The sequence below is a fragment of the Agrilactobacillus composti DSM 18527 = JCM 14202 genome (genome assembly GCF_001436375.1).
In the GTDB taxonomy this organism is placed as follows: domain Bacteria; phylum Bacillota; class Bacilli; order Lactobacillales; family Lactobacillaceae; genus Agrilactobacillus; species Agrilactobacillus composti.
This window is the reverse complement of sequence record NZ_AZGA01000026.1, coordinates 1-22,840: the sequence shown is the minus strand read 5'-3', so window position 1 is coordinate 22,840 and position 22,840 is coordinate 1. Positions and strand designations below refer to the sequence as shown.

Below are 22,840 nucleotides of genomic sequence, written 5' to 3'. Positions count from 1 at the left end.
TGCGGCGTAACTCAAGGAGTTACGTCTTTTATTTTATTATGAGTGAATAATTCAGGATAAATATTCTGCATATTCTGAAAATATGATTTATATCTTGTGCAAAAATGAAAATTCCTTCAAAAAAAACAAAAAGCCGCCAGATACTCACCCAGCGACTTCATCTTATATATTCAAAGATATTTCAAAATTTCAGCATCAATCAAAATACACGTACCTTACTCCCACTCAATCGTAGCAGGTGGCTTACTGGTGATGTCATACACGATCCGGTTGACGTGGTCCACTTCGTTGACGATTCGCACGGAAATCTTTTGCAAGACATCCCATGGAATCTTCGCGAAATCGGCGGTCATGCCGTCAATGGAGGTGACACCCCGGATACCGACAGTGTAATCGTAGGTCCGGCCGTCGCCCATGACACCCACGGAACGGAAGCCTGGTAAGACGGTGAAGTATTGCCAGATTTCCCGATCAAGACCGGCTTTTCTGATTTCATCCCGTAAGATGTAATCAGAATCCCGCACGATGGTCAATTTTTCAGGGGTTACTTCGCCGATGACCCGAATTCCTAAACCAGGGCCAGGGAATGGTTGGCGCCAAACTAATTCAGATGGCATCCCCAATTTCTCCCCTAATTCCCGAACTTCATCTTTGAATAAAGTCCGCAAAGGTTCGATTAATTTGAATTGCACATCGTCCGGCAAACCGCCCACGTTGTGGTGAGACTTGATGGTTTGCGCCGTATCGGTCCCAGATTCGATCACGTCGGTATACAAGGTCCCTTGAGCTAAGAATTCGATGCCGTTTAGCTTCGCAGCTTCGTCGTCAAAAACCCGGATGAATTCGTTACCAATGATCTTACGTTTTTGTTCAGGGTCGCTAACGCCCTTTAATTTAGATAAGAAACGTTCTTTGGCATCAACTTTGATGATGTTCAAGCCAAATTTGCCTTCCAGGCTGGCCATAACTTGGTCCGCTTCGTTTTTCCGCAGCAAGCCGTGGTCCACGAAGATACTGGTCAATTGGGTGCCAATAGCTTTGTGCAACAGCACGCCAACCACACTGGAGTCCACCCCACCGGATAAGCCTAAGAGGACCTTTTTATCCCCTACGGTTTCACGGATTTTGGCAATTTGTTGGTCGATGAAATCGTTCATGGACCAATTCGCTTCAGCGTTACAAACATCAAAAGTGAAATGTTTCAAAATTTCATGGCCATATTGCGTATTTTGGACTTCCGCGTGGAATTGGATCCCGTAGAACTTGCGGTTGTCGTCGGCAATAGAGGCAATTGGGCAGTTTGGTGAAGTGGCTACAGTCTTAAAACCAGTTGGCACTTCTTTTACCAAATCCCCATGACTCATCCAAACGGTTTGGTCCGCTGGCAAGTCTTTAAATAACACAGTGTTATTGTCAGTGACATGAATATCAGACTTACCATATTCCCGGTTATCAGCAGGTTCAACCTTGCCCCCAGGCAATTTGTAAGACATCAATTGCATCCCATAACAGATTCCTAAAATTGGAATGCCCAATTTGAAGATATCTTCGTCCACCCCAAAAGCGCCCTCATCATAGACACTGTTGGGGCCACCGGAGAAAATAATACCCTTGGGATTAATCTCCTTAATTTCGGCCGCGGAAATCTTATGCGACTTTAATTCTGAATAAACACCGAACTCACGAATTCGCCGTGTGATCAGCTGGTTGTACTGGCTACCGTAATCCAGCACAATAATTTTATCGATATTTTGCATATCGGTTGATGCCAAATCTAACACCCCTAAGCTTTATTTTTACGCGACAAAAAATTTTTTTCATACAATAACTAATAGTATCTATTTTTTCCAGAAAATGCAACATGTCGGACCAAACTCTCATTAATCACCAGTTTAAAACTTCCTCAAAAAAATCTGATCGATCAAATGATGATGGGTCTTGTGCAAAATTAAGTCCGCCCGGGAGCGGGTGGGCAATATCCATTGCTCTAGATTCTTCAAGTTCACATCCCGCCAGACGTCTTTGGCCATTTGAAAGGCTTCATCCCGGTCGCCGATGGCGAACTTATAGTAATAGTTGTCCGGGTCGGTGAAGGCGGTGTCTAATAAGACCCCAAACCGCTCCAAATACCACTGCTCGATCAATTTAGGGTCCGCATCCACATAAATGGAGAAATCAAAGAAGTCGCTGACAAATAACGGCGAATTCGACGGCAGCTGCAACACATTGATCCCCTCCACAATGAGGATATCCGGCTGGTCCACTTCTTCATATTCATCGGGGATCACGTCGTAGACTTGGTGGGAATACTTGGGGATCACCACGTGGGGGCGATTGCCCTTCACGGCATTCATAAAGCTCAACAACGCCTCCATGTCATAGGATTCCGGGAAGCCTTTGCGATTTAATATCCCCCGCTGTTTTAAGATTTTGTTGGGGTATAAAAAACCATCGGTGGTAATCTGTTGGACTTTATAATTGGGATAAGCTCGGGACAGCATTAACTGCAAGAGCCGGGCCGTCGTACTTTTGCCCACGGCCACACTACCTGCGATGCCGATAATGAAGGGCACGTGGCGGGGTTTTTGGGCCATGAAATCGGCCAGAGCCTCTTGTTCTTGTTGGTACTGATTCAAAAATATATGAATCAAGTGGCGCAGGGGGGCATAAATCACCTGGACATCTTCCAGGGACACATTATCATTTAGCGCTTTGACTTGCGCCAATTCCTGAGGGGTGATGTTATTGGTCCGCATCTTCCCATGAAATTGCTGCCACTGTTCTCTGCTAAATGCATAATAAGTCTTATTTGAATCCATATCGTCCTTGCCTCACTTAACTATGATGATTGATTTTCCAGGGCAAGCTTAAATCTAAACTTTCCCCAATTTTGGCATTGGCTGCCAATTCTTGTTTGCGGGTGGCCCGGCGTTGTTCGTAGCTGCCCACCACCGCAATTTCTTCGGCGGTCTCTGGCTTTAGTTCATTGGTGACCACCTTATGATCTTGCAACACGAAGGTCATGAAGGCTGTCGCCCCTAAGTACCGTTCCCCGGTGAAGAGGTTTTCCCCCATCACCTTGGCAAATATTTCAATGGAGCGGTGGCCCGCGCCAGATACGTAAGTCTCAATACACACGGCGTCATCTTTTTGGAAAGATTTGATAAAATTGAACTGGTCAATGGCCGCTGTGACCGTTTTCATTCTTATGAAACGTGAAACTGAGATAGAGGCCACATCATCTAAGAGATTTAAGAGCCGTCCACCAAACATAAAACCAAAATTATTTAAATCCTGTGGAAACACCCGGTGGTTAGAAATAGCCAGGGTTTGTTTACAGGTAATGACTTGTCTTGGGTTATCCATCTTCGACATCCTTTATTTCAATATATGGAACCATTATACTATTCTTTAAGAAGCGTTTACATAACAAAGGAGGATTTTCAGTGTTTAAAATCATTTTATTTGGCGATTCCATCTTTGCCGGCTACAAACAAGGCTTTACCTCCAGTATTTTTAAGGACCTGATCCAACGTCATTTTCCCCAAACCACGGTGGTAAATGCGGCGATGCCCGGGGCTACCACCAACGATGCCCAGGCCTGGCTCACGGATTTAGTCCTGGATGAAGAACCGGACTTAGTGGTGCAATTCTTTGGGGCCAACGATTGTTCCAGCACCAATTACATCACCCCAGACTTATTTCAAGAACAAACGGCAGCCATTGCCCAAGTGATCGGCCCCGATAAAATTTTACTGGTGAGTCCCCCTTATTCCGACGGCCAACGTTTAGGGGATCGCAATCCGGCAACCATCGCCCGCTTCGTCCAGGCCAGCCAACAAGCTGCCGACGACTTAAAGATGCCCTGGATAAATCTGTTTGAAGCTATGCTGCAAACAAAAAATCCCAACGACCTATTACAAGCCGATGGGATTCATTTTACGCAAACTGGTTATGATTTACTTAGCCACTTGATCTGCCGTGGTATAGAGACTGGCTGGCACATCCCCCAATAGGGGCGACAATTCCCCATTGGCGATAATGGTCAGGGTGTGCATGGCCCGACTGGCAATGGTGTACACCAGCTGGCGCTCGTCTTCTTCGTGGTAGTTGGCCGCAGACAGGTCATAGGCAATGACCCCGTCGAATTCCAGGCCCTTGGCTAAATACGATGGGATAACAATATCCCCGGCGGCCAAGCGCTGGTTTTCCGAGCGAATCAAAGTAACGGTATGGCCCTCGTCCTTCAAAGCTTGTTGCAAGTCTTGGCTTTGGGCCAGGGTCTTGGTAATAATGGCGGTGCTTAATTTAGCAGCGTCATTTTGTTTTAATTGATTTAACACTGCATCCACCGTGGCATCTGCGTCTGGGGCTACCAGGATGTTAGGTTTAGGCCCGAGACGATCGAAGGCATCGATTTTCTGGCCATTTTTCAAAATAGCCTTGGTAAAGTCGGTGATGGGTTGGGTGGAGCGATAAGAGCGGGTCAACTGCACCACTTTGATTTTTTGGCCGGTGAACAGGGTTTGAATCTGACTCAATAGATCTTGGCTGTCATCTTTGGTGAAGATGGCTTGATTCAAGTCCCCCAACATGGTAAAGCGCGCCTTCGGAAAGTTGTAGCGCAAATACGCCAGCTGAAACGGCGTGTAATCTTGGATTTCATCGATGAAGATGAAGTGAATGTCCCGATCCCCGTGCTTGCCAGTGATCAGGTCGTATAAGAACAAATACGGACTGATGTCGGCCATGGTGATGGTCCGAGCCTTCAAGCGGTCCTTGACCCGGGCTACTTCCTGGTCCCATTGCTCAGGGGTCAGGTCGAAATCCGCCAAGTTCAACAATTTCGGTACCGAGCGCAAAAAGTGCAGGTATTGGGCCCGAATGTTGACGAACTGGTTGCGGGCGATTTCTTGATGGACCGACTCTAGTTGTTGCATGACGATCTGCCGGGCTAGGAATTTATATTCCGCATCGCTGGAATTAAATTCTTGATCAGCAGTGCTATACATACTTTGCAATTGTTCCTGGGACAGGTTTTGCACCGCATCTTGGACCCAGTCTGCCCGGGTTTCTTTATCAATCCGGGAATTCAAACTGCGGATGAGTTTTTCTTTGGTGCCCTCCAGGCGATTGCCCAAGTGATAATTCTCATTAAAATTATAATAAATAGCTTTGATTTTACCCTTAGGATAATAGTCTTCGCCTTGGAATTTAATGGTTCTAAAGCGCATATCCGCCCGTTCCAAGTGGGTGGCGTAAGTTTTCAGGGCATTGAAAAAAGCTAGGCTAGCCTTCAAGCGATTCACCGCCTTTTGCAAGTCAGTGGTGTCACTTTCAAACTGTTCATTTAAGCTTTGCACGGTCATATTGGGGATACGTCGGCCGGCAAATTGGCCATAGGTCAGCTGCACCATGTTTTGTTCCCCTAATTCCGGTAACACGTTTTCCACATAATCATTGAACAATTGATTGGGGGAAAACATGATCACTTGGTTGGCGGTTAAATTGCCCCGATATTGATAGAGTAAAAACGCCACCCGTTGCAAAACAGCTGAGGTCTTCCCAGACCCCGCCGCCCCCTGGACAAATAACAGGTCCGCATCGGTATCCCGGATAATGCGGTTTTGTTCCTGTTGAATGGTGGTGACGATGCTCTTCATTTGGGGGGTGGATTTCTCCCCCAGGACTTCTAAGAGCATTTGGTCGCCAATGGTTTCGGTGGTGTCAAACATGGACTGGATCTGGTCGTCTTTGATCAAAAATTGTCGTTTCAAGGCCACATTGACCGACTGTTCCCCATCAGGGGTATTGTAGGTCACATCCCCTAATTTACCTTCATAATAAATTGAAGAAATGGGTGCCCGCCAATCGTAAATTAAGAACTTCCCTTTATCATTGGCAAAGGAACTCAAGCCGATATAAATTTTTTCGCTTTTAGGTTCGCCATGTTCATGGAAGTCCACCCGGGCAAAATAAGGCTTGGCCTTAAGTTTTTCAACCGTAGCCAGTTCTTGTTCTGAGGATTCCCAGCTGTTATTGCGCTCTAAGAGTAGTTGTTGCTGCTGGTGGATGGATAAAGCCGTTTCCATGTTGGTGGTATCACTGCCATAGCTGAGTTTCACGTCTTGGAAAAATGTTTTATTAATGTCGGCAGCATCTTTTTCGGTATTTTTAATTTTTTGCGATAGTTTTGCAATACGACTGTCTAATTGACCCACAATCGTGTCTAAGTGACGTTGTTCTTTAGCTTGTTCATTTTGAGGTTTAGCTGTCATATCAAAACTCCTTATGTGCAGAAATTTTTAATAAACAATGATAGCATAAATCCCAGGATTCCACAATCAAACCAGCTTATGTCCCAGAACAAAACCCAAAGCCGCCAACAATAATCCCCCCACATAGGTCAGTAAAAAATATCTCACAAATACCCGGACAGCCCGTTGATACAAGAGGCCGGCCAATTCACTATTCAAGGTGGAAAAGGTGGTGAAGCCCCCGAGGATTCCGGTGCCCAGGAATTGGTACCAAAATTGCGGCACTTGGACGCCCCACAAAAAGGCCAATATAAAAGCCCCGCTCCAATTGATCAAAAGCGTTGCTAAGGGGAGTTTCGTTTCAATTAGGTGTTTCACCAGCGCTGTGAACTTGTAGCGCCCCATGGCCCCTAAGCTAGCGCCAATGGCCACATATAGGTAAGGCATCATGATTTCATCTCGTTTCTATCTTCTTCATCGGTGACCAAACGCTGTTCTTTCTGTTGCTTCAGCAGATGTTGGGCTAAGGTGACCGAAGCCAACGCTAGGGCAAAGCCACATACCGCGGACAAGCCCGCATTGGTCAAGGCTAAACCGTAACGGCCGGCCACCACCAAGCGCATGGTTTCCACACTGAAGGTGGAAAAGGTGGTAAAGGCGCCGCAAAAACCGGTACCCCCGGCTAAGATCCAGCGTTCCGATAAATTCAATTGCTCCCCTAACCACTGGGTCCATAGGGGCAACACAAAGGCCCCGGCTAAATTAATCACAAAGGTAGCCCAGGGAAAACCATGGACCGCGGGGATTAGGTTGGACAGGCCTAACCGGGCCGCCCCACCAAACAGCGCCATAAAACCAATCAATAAGGTGGTCATGCTTTAGGACCACCCTTTCCCTTGGTGTTGCGTTTCAAATAAGGAATCCAAAAAGTAATCAAATAACCAATGGCTAAGCCCCCAAATAAGCCTAGCAAAATGTGATGGGTGAATAGGCCGATAATGAAGCCGATAATCGCCATAATGCCGGCAATCAAGGATTGTTTCTGTCGTGTCATCAATAAGTCGTCGTTCCTTTCAAGAATTAGATTTCTCTTTATTTTAACACGGATTTCTAACTATTACGGGGCTATCTTTTGTATAATGAAGGTAACCTGACGCAACTTCAGAAAGAAGTGATTACTTTTATGTCTGAATACAATAACAAAACCTATTTTAAAGCCATGCAACATTTCACCAGTGCGGCCAACTATTTGACTGTGGCCATGATGTACTTAAAAGATAATCCGCTATTACAGCGGCCCTTGGCGGCCAGTGACATCAAAGCGGCGGTCAGCGGCCACTTTGGCACTGTGCCAGCGCAAAACTTGATCTTCACCCAAGTGAACCGCTTGATTCAAAAATACCACCAGCAAACCTTAGTCCTCCAAGGCCCCGGCCACGGGGGCGCGGCCTTACTGGCCAATGCCTATTTAAATAACGATTTAGTGAAAATCGATCCCAAGCTGGACCAAAGCCCGGCAGGACTCCGACGCCTCTGCCAACGTTTTGCGGCCCCCTTTGGCTTTGCCTCCCATCCCGGACCAGCCATTCCCGGGGCCATTCATCCCGGGGGTGAACTGGGCTATGTCCTGGTCCATGGTTTCGGGGCGGTTTTGGGCCATAAGAAACTGTTGACGGTCTGTATCGTGGGCGACGGGGAAGCGGAAACGGGTCCTTTGCAAGCCTCTTGGCAATTGAATCATAATTTGACCCAAAAAGACGGGAAAGTGCTGCCAGTGGTCACCATCAACGGCTTGACCATGGAAAACACCAGCCGCCTGGCCCAAATGACCGATTCGGAGTTAACGGCTTATTTTCAAAGCCTAGACTATGAACCCATCATTGTCACCAGCAGTGTGGCCGACGTCGCTTTGCAAAAACAATTAGCCCACGCCTTTGATCAAGCCATGGCCTACTTTGATGTGGACAAATGGCCGGTGATTTTGCTAAAGACTCCTAAAGGCTTAACCGGCCCGGCCAGCACGGTGGGCACCGTGGCCAGTCATCAATTGCCCGTGGCCCCCAGTGATGTCCATGGGTTAAACAAGTGGCTGACCAGCTATCATCCCCACAAGCTGTTCAACGACCAGGGCCAACCCCAGGGTATCGCCGATCTCTTGCCAGAGGATAATTTTCATGTCACCGATAATGACTACACCAACCGCAAAGGCCTGGCCTTAAAAACTCGGGATGCCTTAAAACAAACCGCCTTGGCCATCACTACCCCTGGGGCAAGTCAAGCCAGCAATACGGAGGTTTTGAATACGTACTTCAGCAAACTGTCCCAGCAAAATCCCAAGCCCGACCAGCTGCGTCTCTTTAGTCCCGATGAAATCAACTCCAATGGCTTTGAAAACAGTGCCCACGTCATGGGCAATATTTTATCCGAGCACATGGATGAGGGCTTATTGGAGGGCTTCTTGATGACCGGGGGCAGCGGGGCCTTTATTTCCTACGAAGGCTTTTTACCCATTGCCAGTTCCATGATCGCCCAGCACTTGAAATGGCTCACCCAGGCCCAGCGTTATGCTTGGCATAAAGATATCAACGCCTTGAACCTGATTGGGACCTCGACGGTGTGGGAACAGGATAAAAATGGCTACACCCATCAAAATCCGGATTTATTAAATAGCTTAGCGGCGAAAAATCCGGAATTGGTCCGCCTTTATTTGCCGGTGGATGTGAATACCACCTTGACCACCATGGATCTTATGGTGCGCCTGCATCAAAAGGTGAATTACCTGATCACCCCCAAACGTCCCACGCCCCAATGGTTTGACCTGACCAGCAGCCAAACCCTGCTCACCAGGGGCTTAAGTGTGGTGGACTGGGCCAGTGATGCCACGGACAGCCCCGATTTGGTGCTGGCGGCCAGTGGCAGTGAACCCTTTGAAGAGGTCTTAGCCGCCAGTCAAATCCTGCGGGAAGCCATGCCCAATATCACCATCCGGGTGGTTTTGGTGGTGGACCTACTGCGGCTGCAACATCCCCGCTTGAATCCTCGGGGCATCACCGACACCTTATTTGATAGCCTGTTCCCTAAAGACAGCCCCTTCATTTACAATTTCCACGGTTATCCTTTGACCCTGGGGGGCCTATTAGCCCACCGCCATCACTACCCAGAATTTGTGAATGGCTATCGGGAAGTGGGCAGTGTCACCACGCCCTTTGATTTACGGGTACAAAACGGGATTGACCGCTTCAATGTGGCCAAAGAAGCTCTCCTATGCTTAGCTGACAAGGGTCACGGCAATCCCGCGCTATTTAACCAAATGGACCAAATGCTGCAAAAACACCACCAACAAATTGTGCATCAAGGCGTCGATTTACCAGAAATCACCAATTGGCAATTTAAGCCTTTGCAATCTGCTAAAAAATAAGTAAGATTGTACTAAGGTAAGTTTTTGAAACTGAAAGGAAGCGAATTTATTTGAAACAAGGCACAACAATTCTCACATTAGATAACGGCTACCATCTTTGGACCAACACCCAGGGCAAGGGCGATATTCAACTCCTTTGTCTCCACGGGGGCCCCGGTGGCACCCACGAATACTGGGAAAACTTCGGTGAAAAATTAGCTGATTTGGGTGTGCAGGTTTCCATGTACGACCAATTAGGCTCCTTTTATTCCGATCAACCGGACTATTCCGATCCAGAAATTGCCAAAAAATACTTAACCTATGACTACTTCTTAGACGAAGTGGAAGAAGTGCGGCAAAAGCTGGGCTTAGACAATTTCTACTTGATCGGCCAATCCTGGGGCGGCGCTTTGACCATGATGTATGCTTTGAAATATGGCCAACACTTAAAAGGTGCCATTATTTCCAGTATGATCGATAACATCGATGAATACGTGGTCCATATCAACCAAGTCAGAGAAGCAGCTTTGCCTGCTGATGCAGTGGCCTTCATGAAGGATTGCGAAGCTAAAGGCGATTGGGATAACGACCGTTACCAAGGTTATGTGGATATCTTAAACAAGGGCTATGTGGACCGGAAACAACCACCGGCTATCAGCCATTTGATTTCCACCATGGCCACGCCAGTTTACAACGCCTTTCAAGGGGATAATGAATTCGTGGTCACCGGCAAATTAAAGGAATTTGATTTAAGAGACCAAATTCAAAATATCAAAGTGCCAACCCTGTTGACCTTTGGGGAACACGAAACCATGCCCGTTAGCTCTGCCAAACGCATGGCTAAACAAATCCCCCATGCCCGTTTGGAAACAACACCAAATGGCGGCCATCACCATATGATCGACAATGCACCCGTTTATTTTGCACATTTAGAGAAATTTATTAAAGACGTGGAATCCGGCAATTTTAACGACTAAAGTGAGGTTAACTTAGATGAAAACTGTGACTGTCTACCTAGTGCGTCATGGTCAAACATATTTCAACCGTTACAATCGCATGCAAGGCTGGTCGGACTCACCGCTGACCCCTAAAGGGATCGCCGATGCCCATACAGCGGGCAAGCGTTTGCAAAGCATCACCTTTGACCACTGCTACTCCTCTGATCGAGGGCGGGCCATTCATACGGCCGAAATCCTCTTATCCCACAACATCAACACCCATATCCCCTTCTCCCAGACCGAATTATTCCGAGAAGAGTTCTATGGCTATTTTGAAGGTGAAGATGCTGGGAAGACTTGGGTCTTTGCGGGATCTTCCCATGGGACCAAAACCTATGAGGATATTATTAAAGAATACTCCCTAGATGCCACCAAGGATTTCTTAAACGAAGTGGATGCCACTGGGGATGCGGAAAGTGCCACAGAGTATTGGACCCGCTTAGCCAAAGGTTTCAAGTGGCTGCGGGAACAGGCCCGGGATGGGGACAAAGTTTTAATGGTCTCCCATGGCACCACCATTCGCAGTATTGTGGATAAATTCGGCGAGAAGAAATTTGATATCATGCACTCGCCTTTAAATGGCAGTATCACCACCATTCAATTAACAGAAGAAGGTATCACCGTCTTGGATTACAATAATTCTGAGGGTGACATTCCCGAATAATGCGTTGTAAATAAAATAGCGTCCTGAAGATTTTGACGTCTTCAGGGCGCTATTTATTAGGCTTTTTGCGGTTGTTTTTGAATGGTTAACGATAAAATCAAAGCCACAATGGCTAAGACCAATGGAAAAATCAAGCCCACATGGACCCCGGCAGTGAAGGCCACTTGGTGGGCCCCGCTGCTAGCTTGTTGTCCAAAGGCCAGTAAACTAGTAGCCACAGCCGTGGCAATGGCGCCGACAATTTGCTGGAAGGTATTCATGATGGTACTGCCATCCCCAGAAGTTTGTCGGTCTAACGCCCCTAAGGCAAAGGTTTGCGCTGGCGACATGGCCAAAGGAACACCGATCATCATGATGATGTGGGCCATGATCACATACCAGGTTGGCGCGGTGGCACTGGCTAACAATAAGGCCACAATGCCCAAGATGGTGATGATAAAGCCGGTGACGGTCAATAACCGGGTACTGAGTTGGTCGGAGAAGCGGCCCGCCAGTGCGGAGGTAATGGCGTTGACAATGCCCCCAGGCAACATGACGATCCCGGTCAAAGCCACGGGGATGGCCAAGCCATTTTGCCAAAACATGGGCAACAAGTACATCGAAGATAAAATAATACCAAAGTCTAACATCACCACAATGGCCCCTACCCGAAATTGGCGGTTGGCGAAGACTTTGAAGTTTAGAATTGGGGTGTTAGCACTTAATTGCCGGCGAATGTACCAGGCCAGTAATACCAAGGCCACCACTAAGGTGCCTAACACAGCGGGCGACGTCCAACCTGAATCCCCGGCTAAACTGACCCCAGTAACTAGGCCCCCAAAGCCTAAGGTAGATAACAGGATGGAAAAACCATCAATTTTGGGCTTGGTGACATTCCCCACATTGGGTAAGTATTTCAAAACTAAGATAAAACCGATCAATAAGAAGGGCAAAAAGCTCCAAAAAATCCAATGCCAAGACGAAATCCCTAAAATCAATCCCGCTAAGGTGGGCCCAATGGCTGGGGCAAACATGATCACTAAGCCAATCATCCCCATGGCTGACCCCAACTTATAGGGTGGAAAAATCAAAGTGGCCACGGTGAACATGGTGGGTAAAATCAACCCGGTGGCAATTCCTTGAATCATCCGCCCCACTAATAAAATCGCGAAATTTGGGGCAAGGGCACTGATCACGGCCCCCACCATGAAATCTAAAATGGCGAATAAAACGATTTGCCGGGTGGTGAATAAACGATTCAATAAACTGGATAAAGGCAAGACGATCCCAATGATCAACATGTAGCCGGTGACCAGCCACTGCAAAGTCCCAATGCCCACGTGTAATTGGGTCATTAAACTGGGCAAGGCGATGTTTAAGGACGTCTCACTAAGCATCCCCACAAAACCGCCAATCAACATCCCCAACATGGCTCTAAAGGGCTTAGCCACAGGTTTAGCAGCCTGGGCCACCTTTTTTTCTGACGTTCCGGTATAGCTATTTTCCATATATTTCTGACACTCCTACTCTAAAAAACCTATTAAAACAACATTTGATTACTGTAGCACATAAAAAATTTTGTCGTAAGTAATTTTTTTAGAAAACGTCACCAATCAAAAAAGCCACCCAAACAATTCGGGTGACCAGACAAAACGATTTCTATTTTCGCAACACAATATTGCGATATAGATAAGTGGTAATCAGGTAATACAGAGCATATAAAACTAGGAAAATAGAGAACGGAATCCAGATTTTATAATAAGGCTGAACCATGATGGCTTGGAACATGCGCAGCCCGAAGAGCACGTGGATCACCCCTAAGATACCTGGCAGTAAGAACAAGACCCCGACTTCCCGGCGAATGGCTTGGTGCAAGAGTTTTTGCCGCGCACCCACCTTGCGCAACATGCGGTAACGCTGCACGTCGTTGGCGGCGCCAGACAAGATCTTGAACATCAAGCAGCTGGCTAACATAGCTAAAAAGGCAATCCCTAAGAAGAAGCCCATGAACTCTAGGCCAGAGAACAGGCCGTTTAACTGCGTATAAAAGGCGTATTTATAGCTGCCATCATCTTGTTTAATTTGCGGGAAGCGCTTGGCTTGGCTGTTAAATAAGGCTTTAATAGTCGGCAAGTCATTGCGGAAATTCTGGACCTTAAGGGCGGTGACTTGATAACTGGGACCACCCACCCGATTAAATTCAGCGGCGCTGACCACTTTACTGTCCCGTTGTCGCATATCCGGCAATAAAATATCCCGCAGACGTAAGTATTCGTTGGTATCCGGGTTGGCCATCTTGGCCACGTCAGCTTTAACGTATTTCACATTGCCTAAATCAGACTGTTCCGGGTCCACCATTAACAAAGGATACTTGTCAAATTCACTGCGGTTCCAATAAACCGTCCCGCTGGTGGCTTTGAAGGTATACTGACTGCGGCTTTTCACATGGAGGTCGTTGATGGTGCGCAATTCGGCCTGAGTGGGATTATATACCACGGCGTCATAGGCATCTGGGGCATTGTCAGCCATCAACGGAATTTGATTGTAATACCCCATCCCCACGGTAATGGCCCCCAGGGCTAAAGCGAAGAGAATGGATACCATGGATAACAGGCGGGTATAGTCATGAATTCGAAAAGTTAATTAGGCAATGGTGAATTTATTTAAACCCTTGCTGGCTAATTTAGCGTTCCGTAAGAGACTTAATACCCAAATAGCCAAGGCGTTAAAGACGAAGTAACTGCCTAAGACAATGGTGATGAGGGCTAAGACCAAGCCTAAGACCCCTAGATGGATCATGGCCCAATAACCAGTGGCCAGTAACAACACGCCCACGATGGCTTCAATGAGCCATACCACGGGACGATGTTTGATAGCCGTTGGGGTATTGCTGCTGTGCAATAATTTTAAAATCGGCTGTTTTAACAACTGGCGCCGGTTAATGATGGCGGCAATCAAGAACAACACCATGAAAAAGGCCAGGGTGATGAAAATGGCTAAAGGATATAAGGGTTGAAAGTTATGAATGGTCCCACCCATGCGCTGCATTAACAAAGTCCCCACACCATAAGCTAAACCAGTGCCCACCACAATCCCTAACAAGGTGGCCACGATGCCGATAATCAAGGTTTCCATAAAAATCAACTGGCCAATCTTACCGCTCTTGGCCCCTAACATCATATAGGTGGCGTAGGTGCGCTGACGCATGGTCATCAAAAAAGAGTTGGCGTACAGAATATAGACCAGGGTGATAATGGCCAACAAAATAGAACCCAATTGGAAAATAATGACGGCCGCGCCAATGGTGGTATTTTGCTTGATAAAATTCTGATTGGTGGCTAAGGCTTCAAACATATAAAAAATGGCTGAGGCGATCACTAACCCAGAAAATAAGACCAGATAGTCTTTCCAACGGCTTTTAATACCGTTTAACGCTAATTTAATTAACAAAATTCAACACCCCCCTATTGTTCAAACGTGCCCAGTGTGGTCAAGATTTCTTGATAGAAAGTTGGCCGATCCTGGTTGCCCCGTTGTAATTGGGTGCTAATAACGCCATCTTTAATGAACAAAATCCGTTGACAATAGCTGGCGGAAAAAGGATCATGGGTCACCAGTAAAATAGATACTTGGTCGTTTTTGTTCAAATCATCCATGGTTTCCAATAGATCCCGGGCACTCTTAGAATCCAAAGCCCCCGTGGGTTCATCCCCAAATAAAATCGCTGGTTCACTGACCAAGGCCCGAGCAGCGGCCACCCGCTGTTTTTGGCCCCCGGAAATTTGGGTGGGATAACTGTCTAAAATTTCTGTGATAGCTAGGCGCTGGGCAATTTTAGACACGGCTGCGTTGATTTTAGCCGCCGCCACGTTTTGTAGGGACAATGGCAGGGCAATATTTTCCCGAGCAGTAAGATTTTCCAAAAGGTTAAAATCCTGGAAGATAAAGCCAATTTCTTTGGCCCGGAAATCCGCCAGTTCATTACCCTTCAATTGGGTAATTTCTTGGTTATCAATGGTAACTTGGCCAGAACTAGCAGTATCTAAGGTAGATAATATATTTAACAGGGTGGTTTTCCCAGAGCCGGAAGCCCCCATGATCCCCACAAATTCCCCTTTTTGAACGTCAAAACTAATGCCCTTTAAGGCTTGATATGATTTCTCGTTTTGACCACCATAGGTCTTGGTGACTTGGTTGACGGTTACAATGTTGTCCATAATGTTTCTCCTTTGCAAACTTAATATATTCTATTGTAAAATAACTGCTGTGATTCTTCGTGGGATAGGTCTTACAATTTGTCGCTATTTTGTAACATTTTTGTAAGACTGGCAAACTAAAGGCTACTTTTACTAAAATAACGGCGTTTTCAAATGCTTAGCGTTTGACAATTGGTATAAATCAGTCTTGGGACGGACTTGTAAATTAAATAAAGCGTGTTATACTAATGTCCAAGTTGAATGTAAAGATTCTGTATCGCTTTTACACGCACAAGCATAAAGGAGATTTTTTACTTGCTAAACATCGAAAATGACTTTAAAAACTACGTCTTAAAAAATACAAAACCTGAAAATCGCGCAAAAATGGCGCAGCTGTTAAACACTAAAAAAGAACACGAAGACAAAGCTGATTTAACGCCAATGGGTGTGATTGATTTCATTACCAAATTCTACGCCCTAGTTAAGCCTGAATTCCGCAAATTCGTGGACAATATCATGGATGCCAACGGTAATATTCGGACAGACAACTATTACATGTTCGAAGACGCGCGCTTTGACACTGCTATTGCTTCTTAATTTTAATAAAGCTGTTAAAGAAATACCACTCGATTTTTAAAGTCGAGTGGTATTTTTTCAGTTAGATAGATGCTTCGAGGCAATCAGACCAGTATTCACACGTAAATCAATAAAAATGTTACAATTATCATAGAAAAGTAGGTCTAACTAGCTTTTTTCGTTAGGAGAATTGAATGCAAAAAATAGCAGATGAAAAATTAAAAGTTATATTAGGCGGTGTGAATCTAGGCACCGAAAATTTTGACTATACCATGTCAGAATTAGCCCAATTAGCCGCCGCCAATAATTTAGATGTGGTGGACACCATTGTCCAAAACAGTGATAAAATCATTGCCGGCACTTATTTTGGCACCGGGAAAGTCACGGACATCAAAGAAACCGCTCAAGATACCGATGCCAAGTTGTTGGTCTTAAACGACGAGTTGACCCCTTCCCAGATTCGGAATCTGGAAAACTTGACCAAACTTTATGTCATCGACCGCACCGGTTTGATTTTACGGATTTTCGCCGACCGGGCCCAAACCAAGTTGGCCAAAACCCAAGTGGAAATCGCCCGCTTACAATATGAACTGCCCCGGATCCACCCTTCCAGCAACCCCTTGGATCAGCAAAGTGCTTCCGGTGGCTTAGCCAACCGGGGGGCTGGTGAAACCCAGTTGGAATTGGATCGGCGAGTTTTACGTAAACGGATTTCCCGCCTGCAAAACGAATTGAAACAATTGATGCAAAGCCAAGATGTACAAAGTAAAGAACGGCAAAAGAGCCTGATTCCCAAAGTTGCTCTAGTGGGGTACACCAACGCTGGCAAGTCCACCATCATGAATGCTTTGTTGGCCCATTACGATCAAGACGCCGCCGAAAAGCAAGTCATGGTCAAAGATATGTTATTCGCCACTTTGGATACCAGTGTCCGACAAATCAACTTACCCAACCAATTGAGTTTTTTGTTGAGTGATACCGTTGGTTTTGTGTCCAAACTACCCCATAACCTGGTGGAATCTTTTAAGGCTACTTTGGCGGAAGCCAGCAACGCGGATTTATTGCTCCACGTGGTGGATTATGCCAATCCTAATTATCAAGAAATGATGGACGTCACTGACAAGGTCCTCCATCAACTGGGCATCACCGACATCCCCGTGATCGAGGTCTATAACAAAGCCGATAAAACCGACATGACTTATCCCACGGTCACCGGGAATGAAATTTACCTATCGGCCAAAGACGACGCCAGTATTGAACGCTTAAGCGACATGATCCAACAGCGCTTATTTGCCAACAATCCGGTGGTCACCTTGTTGATTCCTTTCACCAAAGGTAACGTCACCGAATATGTTACCTCCCACGCCCGGATCATTGACCGGGATTACACCAATGACGGCACCCAACTGAAGGTCCAATTGGCCCCTGAAGTCTTAGGCAAAGTTAAGGCTTATGTCGTTACCGAATAAATCATGAAAAAAAGAGCCTTGCCGCAAATTTTCGCAGCAAGGCTCTTTTTTGACGTAATTTAATATTAAGCTTCCGACAACTTCCGGTCTAAGAAGCGAGATAACAGGGACAGGGCGTAGCAGACAATGAAGTACAAGACCGCCAAGGCCAAGAACATGGGAATCATGAAGTTGGTGTTCTGGCCGTAAATAACTTGGGCGTGATACATCAATTCTGGCAACACGATGATGGTGGCCAGTGAGGTATCCTTCACCAAGGAAATGAACTGACTGACAATGGGTGGAATCATCTTTTTAATGGCCTGGGGCAAGATGATATGATACATGGCTTGCCAATAGGTCAGCCCATTGGATCTGGCGGCTTCCATTTGGCCCCGATCCACGGCTAAAATCCCACTGCGGATAATTTCCGCTAACATGGCCGATTCAAAGACCGTCATGGCAATGATCGTGGCCCACAGGGTATTAAAGCGGACCCCTAAGATATTCGGTAAGCCAAAATACGTGAAGAAGATAATCAGCAGTAATGGCAAGTTCCGAATGATATCCACGATGAAACCCACGATCATTGATAAATACTTAATTTTCATATAACGCAATAGGCCAAAGACTGCACCGATCAGGAAGCTGAAGATGATGGAAATCACGGAAACTTCCACCGTGATCCACAAGCCCTCTAATAGATACCGTAAATTAACCCATTGATACGCTTGGGCAAATGTATTCATTAGGCTTCATCCCCTTCCGTAGACCATTTCTTCTCCAGATAACGCATCAAATAACTCATGGGCAAGGTGATGATCAAATATAACAGCCCCACGGCAAAATATGTATCCGTGGTCTTAAAAGTAGTCGAAGCAATAATATTGCCTTGATACATCAAATCAAAGCCGGCTAAGAAGGCTAACACAGAGGAGTTCTTAACCAAGTTAATGAATTGGTTGCCCAATGGCGGTACGACGATTTTGATGGCTTGGGGCAAAATGATAAAGCGCATGGCTTGAATATAAGTCATCCCATTGGAACGGGCGGCTTCCATTTGACCCACATCCACACTTTCGATCCCAGCCCGGACGGTTTCAGCGATAAAGGCTGAGGTATAGATCGTCAAGCCAATGGTCCCGGCCGTAAAGCCATCGATTTTGGCAAAGTACTGGGGTACCACGATGTAAAAAATCATGGCGATGACCAGCAGGGGAATATTTCTAAAGATTTCCACGTAAATCTTCCCAATCACCCGCGGTGGTTTAATAGGACTAATTTCAAAAAGTGCAAATAACGTCCCGATCACTAAACTGCCAATCAAGGCATATAAACTAGATAACAACGTGTAGCCAAACCCGCTCCAGAGTTGGCTACCATAATTTTGAAAGATTTCGAACACGGCGCTTACCTCCCTTGGTGAAAGCCTTGGATCTTACCAAACCATTTTTGCTCGATTTTATGGTAAGTCCCATCTTGACGCATAGCTTTCAAGTTCTTATTAATAGCCTTCAAAAACGGTTTTTGGCCTTTATTCACCGCAATCCCATAAGGTTCGTTGGTAAAGGTGCCGCCCACAACCACGTAATTAGGATCATCTGAAGACATCCCATATAAAATCCCATTATCCGTAGTTAGTGCGTCCCCTTGGCCGGACTTCAACGCCGTAAAGGCTTGGGCGTAATCAGCCAATTGCAGCACCCGGGTATCCGGGGCGGCTTTTTTGACATTGTCCACGGAGTTAGAACCCTGGACCCCAATAACCTTCGTGCCGGCCTTCAAGTCTTTCACGCTTTTGATAGGGCTGCCCTTTTTAACCAAGATGGCTTGCCCGGCATCGAAATAAACATCAGAGAAATCAACTTGCTTTTGCCGTTCCGGGGTAATGGTCATGGTGGCAATCAGCGCATCTACATTCCCATTTTTTAATAGTGGCAGTCGCGTATTACTGGTAACTGGGACTAAGTCGATTTTGACATCCTTCCCATAGATACGGTGGGATAATTCCTTGGCGATATCAATATCAAAGCCTTGGATCTGGTTGGTCTTGATATCCATCAAGCCAAACAAACGGGTATCACTTTTCACGCCCCAAACGACGGTTTTGTTGGCTTTGTCCCGGGCTAAAACATCTTCGGAAGCCACACTCTTTTGACCACAACCGGCCAAAACTGTCAGCCCCAAGACCAGTAACATGGGAATCAACAACCAATTTTTCTTCTTCAACCTCATAACTGGCCCTCCTTTAGATATGTTTGATAACCTTAGACAAGAATTCTTGGGCCCGTTTATCTTCAGGTTGTTTGAAGAATTCTGACACGTCTTTGCGATCTTCTAGGATCCGCCCATCGTCCATGAAGACGATACGGTCACCAACTTCTTGGGCGAACCCCATTTCGTGGGTGACCACCACCATGGTCATGCCTTGATCGGCGATGGTCTTCATAACTTGCAACACGTCCCCGATCATTTCAGGATCTAAGGCACTGGTGGGTTCATCAAACAAGAGGGCTTTGGGTTTCATGGCTAAAGAACGTGCGATAGCTACCCGTTGTTGTTGGCCCCCAGATAATTGGTCTGGGAAACTGTTGGCTTTATTATCCAAACCAACCAAATCCAACAACTTCTTAGCCTCATCTTCACTTTGGGCTTTGGATTGTTTCAACACCGCGGTGGGCCCTAAGGTGATATTTTGTAAAACGGTTTTGTTGGCATAGAGGTTAAAATGCTGGAAGACCATCTCCACATTCTTACGCATCTTATTCATGTCAGTTTTTTTGTCGGCCAAATCGAAATTATTGACCACTAACTGCCCGGATGAAATTAATTCCAACCCATTAATACAGCGCAACAACGTACTTTTCCCGGAGCCAGATGGGCCAATTATGGTGACAACCTCACCGTTATCTACTGTAAAATTAATATCTCCCGGATTATTCACTCGTAATAAAATAAAAAGCGCAACTCCATGAGCTACGCCGCATTGCCTATGTACACCGCCGCACCCAGAAGGTGCGGCGGAAATGGTTTCTCTATGATATTATTGAATCGTCTAAAATAAAATAATAGGAGAAACCATATGTACAAATTACGGCAAAAAACACTAAAAAGCAATCCCAAAATTCAAATTGATGATCTGGGCAACGCCACATCTTCCAATACAGGCCTTATCCTAGTTCATGAATATCTAAACAAAACGAAGTTTTTGAATAAACTTTATGACATCCTTAAATTCAATGACGATCGTTATTTCTCCAAATATCCAGAAACATCTATTCTTCACCAGGCCATTTATCAGTTGGTCGCAGGTTATAACCAAGACAGAGATGCCAATGCCTTACGGTATGACCCGATATTTCAAGCAATCCTTCCTCATGGGGTCGTGTCGCAATCTACCTTTTCAAGGTTTTTAGATAGACTTGCAAGAAAGTGTACGTTGAAAGCCATGCACAAGCTAATGGCAAGTTCTGCCGATGATTATATCAACGCCAATCCAGATCAAGTTTTTACTTTAGATGCTGATTCGACCAATAGTGCTACCTATGGTCATCAAGAGAACTCTAGCTATAATTTCCACTACCACGCTAAAGGATACCATCCTTTTGTTGTTTTCTTGGCTGGCTCAGGTTTATTAGTAGATGCCGAACTACGTCCGGGAAATGTCTATACTTCCAAGGATGCAGATAAATTTTTAAAAGCCATTTTAAAGCGTCACCCCGACCAGAAATTTATTGTTCGGACAGATAGCGGCTTTGCTGACCCTAAAATTTATGACATGCTTGAAAAGCGTCAGGCCGATTATGTTATCCGTTTGAAATCTAACGTTCGCCTAGTCGCCCAGGCTCAAAAGCTGTTTAGAGATAATCCGGGTTCACGGTCCAAAGAAATCGGGACTACTTACTTTTACAGGTCGACTTATCAGGCACGCAGCTGGAAGCACCCCCGTCAGATCATTGTCATGGCCACTTTGAATAAGCTTTTAGTCCCTAATTTTCAATTTTTCATCACAACACTTGATACTTTGGCTCCTGAAGAAGTCGTCAAAGTCTATCGTCATCGTGGTACCATGGAAAACTACATCAAGGAACTTAAAAACGGTTTTTACTTTGATAAAACTGACAGTCCAAAATTCGCCGTAAATGAAGTGCGCATGCTACTAAGTGCAATCGCTTATAACATCATTAAATCAATGGAAAACGAAGTTTTTCCAACCTCAAATGAAAAGAAAGTGCTGGGAACGATCAATACAATCAGGCTAAAACTTATGAAAATTGGCGCGACATTTGCCTACCATGCCCGCAGACTCCAGATCCATTTGACCAGCAGTAATCCCTATGATGACCTTTTTTGGCAGGTTTTTGACAATATTCAAATGTTGTCTTGAATCGGAACAGCTTTGTCATCGGAATCTTTCCCTAAAATCGCCGGTCATCACCTTCGATTTATTTGTTGTGCATCAAATCAAAATTTTCTCAAAAGAGCAGCTGTTAGTTTGAAAGCACTACCATCAATTTGAAATTCAGGCCTAAAATATAAAGAAAATATCTTTATGACAAGCTTTCTGAAATCAGGTATGAATCATTCAGGTTAAGATCGGTGCTAGTTTTGCACGGCATTCCCGTAAACTGAAGATCCACCTGACCAAAAGCAACCCTTTTGACGACCTGTTCTGGCAGGTCTTAAATAATATCCAGCTGTCGACCTGACCATGATTTTTGTTAAACAATGACATGTTTTTAAAAGCTACGCTTTTGGCGTTTATTTGTTGTATCCTCAAGGGCCAACTTCGTAAAATACTGAGCTGATTTTTAAAAATCATGCTGACCACGGTCCTATTTGAAGTTTTATATTCGAATTTAGCTCGCAATAAATCTTTCTAAAAGTACGAGTGAATCATTCGGGATGATAACTATTAATTCAGGAGTACTCATTTATATTTAATCATGTTATAATGTGAGCATATATTTTACTGGTAATACGCTATTTTGGGATAACTTAGTGAAAGAACTAAGCTAAATGAGCAAAGCCATTTGGACATTGTTCTTCTTTTCAGTTGTTGCACCGGATTTGTTATTGATTCTGTTCAATAGCACATTAAAATTCATGGTACATGGAAAAATGACTGCTCGCGTTTTGAACGTCACTTACAATTTTCATTGATCATTAGGAGATTAATAAACGAGTGTTAAATGAAGTGGGGGAGCATTATGAGTAAGAGACCGACGAAGAGAAAACGATATCGATCTTCGAAAAACGTTTCTATCATTAAACCTGAATTATTCACTCATAATAAAATAAAAGACGTAACTCCTTGAGTTACGC

At 45.4% G+C, this 22,840-nt stretch carries 20 protein-coding genes and 1 pseudogene; 7 read left to right on the top strand and 14 right to left on the bottom strand.

Annotated elements, in window-relative coordinates; genetic code table 11:
* Positions 1-215: 215 nt before the first annotated feature.
* The 3 genes from guaA to FC83_RS06650 all read right to left on the bottom strand — a co-directional run bounded on the left by guaA (position 216) and on the right by FC83_RS06650 (position 3,366).
* Positions 216-1,757, bottom strand: a complete 1,542-nt coding sequence (gene guaA, locus FC83_RS06660; RefSeq protein WP_420805623.1) for a glutamine-hydrolyzing GMP synthase — start codon at positions 1,755-1,757, stop codon at positions 216-218.
* Positions 1,758-1,892: 135 nt separating this feature from the next.
* Positions 1,893-2,819 carry a type I pantothenate kinase gene (gene coaA / locus FC83_RS06655; protein ID WP_057002562.1) on the bottom strand — a complete coding sequence of 309 codons (927 nt, stop codon included), beginning with the start codon at positions 2,817-2,819 and terminating at the stop codon, positions 1,893-1,895.
* 16 nt (positions 2,820-2,835) lie between these two features.
* A complete protein-coding gene (locus FC83_RS06650) occupies positions 2,836-3,366 on the bottom strand; it encodes an acyl-CoA thioesterase (RefSeq protein WP_057002561.1) in 531 nt (176 codons plus the stop codon).
* Positions 3,367-3,446: 80 nt separating this feature from the next.
* On the opposite strand from FC83_RS06650, the gene FC83_RS06645 reads away from it, so the two are divergent.
* Positions 3,447-4,016, top strand: a complete 570-nt coding sequence (locus tag FC83_RS06645; protein WP_035455666.1) for an SGNH/GDSL hydrolase family protein — start codon at positions 3,447-3,449, stop codon at positions 4,014-4,016.
* On the opposite strand, the gene helD is transcribed toward FC83_RS06645, so the two are convergent.
* The 4 genes from helD to FC83_RS06625 form a co-directional block, all read right to left on the bottom strand.
* Entirely contained in the window at positions 3,960-6,278 is a 2,319-nt protein-coding gene (gene helD / locus FC83_RS06640) for an RNA polymerase recycling motor HelD (RefSeq protein ID WP_035455668.1), read from the bottom strand. The two genes, FC83_RS06645 and helD, sit on opposite strands and share 57 nt — an antisense overlap.
* A gap of 66 nt (positions 6,279-6,344) precedes the next feature.
* Positions 6,345-6,707: a fluoride efflux transporter CrcB gene (gene crcB / locus FC83_RS06635; RefSeq protein WP_235184379.1), complete on the bottom strand. Its 363-nt coding sequence runs from the start codon at positions 6,705-6,707 to the stop codon at positions 6,345-6,347.
* Positions 6,704-7,132, bottom strand: coding sequence for a fluoride efflux transporter FluC (locus FC83_RS06630; protein WP_057002560.1), 429 nt, complete (start codon positions 7,130-7,132; stop codon positions 6,704-6,706). The genes crcB and FC83_RS06630 overlap by 4 nt, the downstream gene beginning before the upstream one ends.
* Entirely contained in the window at positions 7,129-7,311 is a 183-nt protein-coding gene (locus FC83_RS06625; protein ID WP_035455693.1) for a hypothetical protein, read from the bottom strand. Before FC83_RS06625 ends, FC83_RS06630 begins: the two co-directional genes overlap by 4 nt.
* Positions 7,312-7,440: 129 nt before the next feature.
* On the opposite strand from FC83_RS06625, the gene FC83_RS06620 reads away from it, so the two are divergent.
* From FC83_RS06620 to FC83_RS06610, 3 genes are read left to right on the top strand one after another with little or no spacing between them, the layout of a single operon-like run.
* Positions 7,441-9,675: a phosphoketolase family protein gene (locus tag FC83_RS06620; RefSeq protein WP_156405574.1), complete on the top strand. Its 2,235-nt coding sequence runs from the start codon at positions 7,441-7,443 to the stop codon at positions 9,673-9,675.
* A gap of 50 nt (positions 9,676-9,725) precedes the next feature.
* Positions 9,726-10,631, top strand: coding sequence for a proline-specific peptidase family protein (locus FC83_RS06615; protein ID WP_057002558.1), 906 nt, complete (start codon positions 9,726-9,728; stop codon positions 10,629-10,631).
* A 16-nt stretch (positions 10,632-10,647) separates the two neighbouring features.
* The gene (locus FC83_RS06610) at positions 10,648-11,316 is read left to right on the top strand and encodes a histidine phosphatase family protein (protein ID WP_035455672.1); all 669 of its coding nucleotides are present in this window, start codon (positions 10,648-10,650) and stop codon (positions 11,314-11,316) included.
* Positions 11,317-11,372: 56 nt separating this feature from the next.
* Here the strand turns inward: FC83_RS06610 and FC83_RS06605 are convergent, their stop codons facing one another.
* The 3 genes and pseudogenes from FC83_RS06605 to FC83_RS06595 form a co-directional block, all read right to left on the bottom strand.
* Positions 11,373-12,803, bottom strand: coding sequence for a DHA2 family efflux MFS transporter permease subunit (locus FC83_RS06605; RefSeq protein ID WP_035455675.1), 1,431 nt, complete (start codon positions 12,801-12,803; stop codon positions 11,373-11,375).
* 151 nt (positions 12,804-12,954) lie between these two features.
* Positions 12,955-14,745 (bottom strand): annotated as a pseudogene (locus FC83_RS06600) (FtsX-like permease family protein).
* A gap of 14 nt (positions 14,746-14,759) precedes the next feature.
* Positions 14,760-15,512, bottom strand: a complete 753-nt coding sequence (locus FC83_RS06595) for an ABC transporter ATP-binding protein (RefSeq protein WP_057002557.1) — start codon at positions 15,510-15,512, stop codon at positions 14,760-14,762.
* Positions 15,513-15,806: 294 nt separating this feature from the next.
* Here FC83_RS06595 and FC83_RS06590 point away from each other — a divergent pair, with 294 nt between their 5' ends.
* Together FC83_RS06590 and hflX are read left to right on the top strand one after the other, a co-directional pair.
* Complete coding sequence (locus tag FC83_RS06590) at positions 15,807-16,088, top strand: hypothetical protein (RefSeq protein ID WP_035455677.1); 282 nt, start codon at positions 15,807-15,809, stop codon at positions 16,086-16,088.
* 173 nt (positions 16,089-16,261) lie between these two features.
* On the top strand, positions 16,262-17,536 hold the full coding sequence (gene hflX / locus FC83_RS06585) for a GTPase HflX (RefSeq protein WP_035455679.1): 1,275 nt from the start codon (positions 16,262-16,264) through the stop codon (positions 17,534-17,536).
* Positions 17,537-17,601: 65 nt separating this feature from the next.
* On the opposite strand, the gene FC83_RS06580 is transcribed toward hflX, so the two are convergent.
* Genes FC83_RS06580 through FC83_RS06565 form a run of 4 tightly spaced genes read right to left on the bottom strand, consistent with a single transcriptional unit; the run spans position 17,602 to position 20,471 of the window.
* Positions 17,602-18,264 (bottom strand): amino acid ABC transporter permease, encoded by a 663-nt coding sequence (locus FC83_RS06580; RefSeq protein WP_035455681.1) that lies wholly within the window; start codon positions 18,262-18,264, stop codon positions 17,602-17,604.
* Positions 18,264-18,920, bottom strand: a complete 657-nt coding sequence (locus FC83_RS06575) for an amino acid ABC transporter permease (protein ID WP_052005064.1) — start codon at positions 18,918-18,920, stop codon at positions 18,264-18,266. The genes FC83_RS06580 and FC83_RS06575 overlap by 1 nt, the downstream gene beginning before the upstream one ends.
* 5 nt (positions 18,921-18,925) lie before the next feature.
* Entirely contained in the window at positions 18,926-19,750 is an 825-nt protein-coding gene (locus FC83_RS06570) for a transporter substrate-binding domain-containing protein (protein ID WP_082622574.1), read from the bottom strand.
* A gap of 13 nt (positions 19,751-19,763) precedes the next feature.
* On the bottom strand, positions 19,764-20,471 hold the full coding sequence (locus FC83_RS06565) for an amino acid ABC transporter ATP-binding protein (RefSeq protein ID WP_035455684.1): 708 nt from the start codon (positions 20,469-20,471) through the stop codon (positions 19,764-19,766).
* A gap of 126 nt (positions 20,472-20,597) precedes the next feature.
* Between FC83_RS06565 and FC83_RS06560 the strand changes: the two genes are divergently transcribed.
* Complete coding sequence (locus FC83_RS06560; protein WP_035455687.1) at positions 20,598-21,902, top strand: IS1380 family transposase; 1,305 nt, start codon at positions 20,598-20,600, stop codon at positions 21,900-21,902.
* The last annotated feature ends 938 nt before the right edge of the window (positions 21,903-22,840 follow it).

Bases quoted from the DNA above. Each gene is read 5' to 3' on its own strand.
- helD (WP_035455668.1), bottom strand. From the start codon at position 6,278: ATGACAGCTAAACCTCAAAATGAACAAGCTAAAGAACAACGTCACTTA.
- guaA (WP_420805623.1), bottom strand. From the start codon at position 1,757: ATGCAAAATATCGATAAAATTATTGTGCTGGATTACGGTAGCCAGTAC.
- FC83_RS06570 (WP_082622574.1), bottom strand. From the start codon at position 19,750: ATGAGGTTGAAGAAGAAAAATTGGTTGTTGATTCCCATGTTACTGGTC.
- coaA (WP_057002562.1), bottom strand. From the start codon at position 2,819: ATGGATTCAAATAAGACTTATTATGCATTTAGCAGAGAACAGTGGCAG.
- FC83_RS06610 (WP_035455672.1), top strand. From the start codon at position 10,648: ATGAAAACTGTGACTGTCTACCTAGTGCGTCATGGTCAAACATATTTC.
- FC83_RS06580 (WP_035455681.1), bottom strand. From the start codon at position 18,264: ATGAATACATTTGCCCAAGCGTATCAATGGGTTAATTTACGGTATCTA.
- hflX (WP_035455679.1), top strand. From the start codon at position 16,262: ATGCAAAAAATAGCAGATGAAAAATTAAAAGTTATATTAGGCGGTGTG.
- crcB (WP_235184379.1), bottom strand. From the start codon at position 6,707: ATGATGCCTTACCTATATGTGGCCATTGGCGCTAGCTTAGGGGCCATG.
- FC83_RS06630 (WP_057002560.1), bottom strand. From the start codon at position 7,132: ATGACCACCTTATTGATTGGTTTTATGGCGCTGTTTGGTGGGGCGGCC.
- FC83_RS06650 (WP_057002561.1), bottom strand. From the start codon at position 3,366: ATGGATAACCCAAGACAAGTCATTACCTGTAAACAAACCCTGGCTATT.
- FC83_RS06605 (WP_035455675.1), bottom strand. From the start codon at position 12,803: ATGGAAAATAGCTATACCGGAACGTCAGAAAAAAAGGTGGCCCAGGCT.
- FC83_RS06595 (WP_057002557.1), bottom strand. From the start codon at position 15,512: ATGGACAACATTGTAACCGTCAACCAAGTCACCAAGACCTATGGTGGT.
- FC83_RS06560 (WP_035455687.1), top strand. From the start codon at position 20,598: ATGTACAAATTACGGCAAAAAACACTAAAAAGCAATCCCAAAATTCAA.
- FC83_RS06620 (WP_156405574.1), top strand. From the start codon at position 7,441: ATGTCTGAATACAATAACAAAACCTATTTTAAAGCCATGCAACATTTC.
- FC83_RS06625 (WP_035455693.1), bottom strand. From the start codon at position 7,311: ATGACACGACAGAAACAATCCTTGATTGCCGGCATTATGGCGATTATC.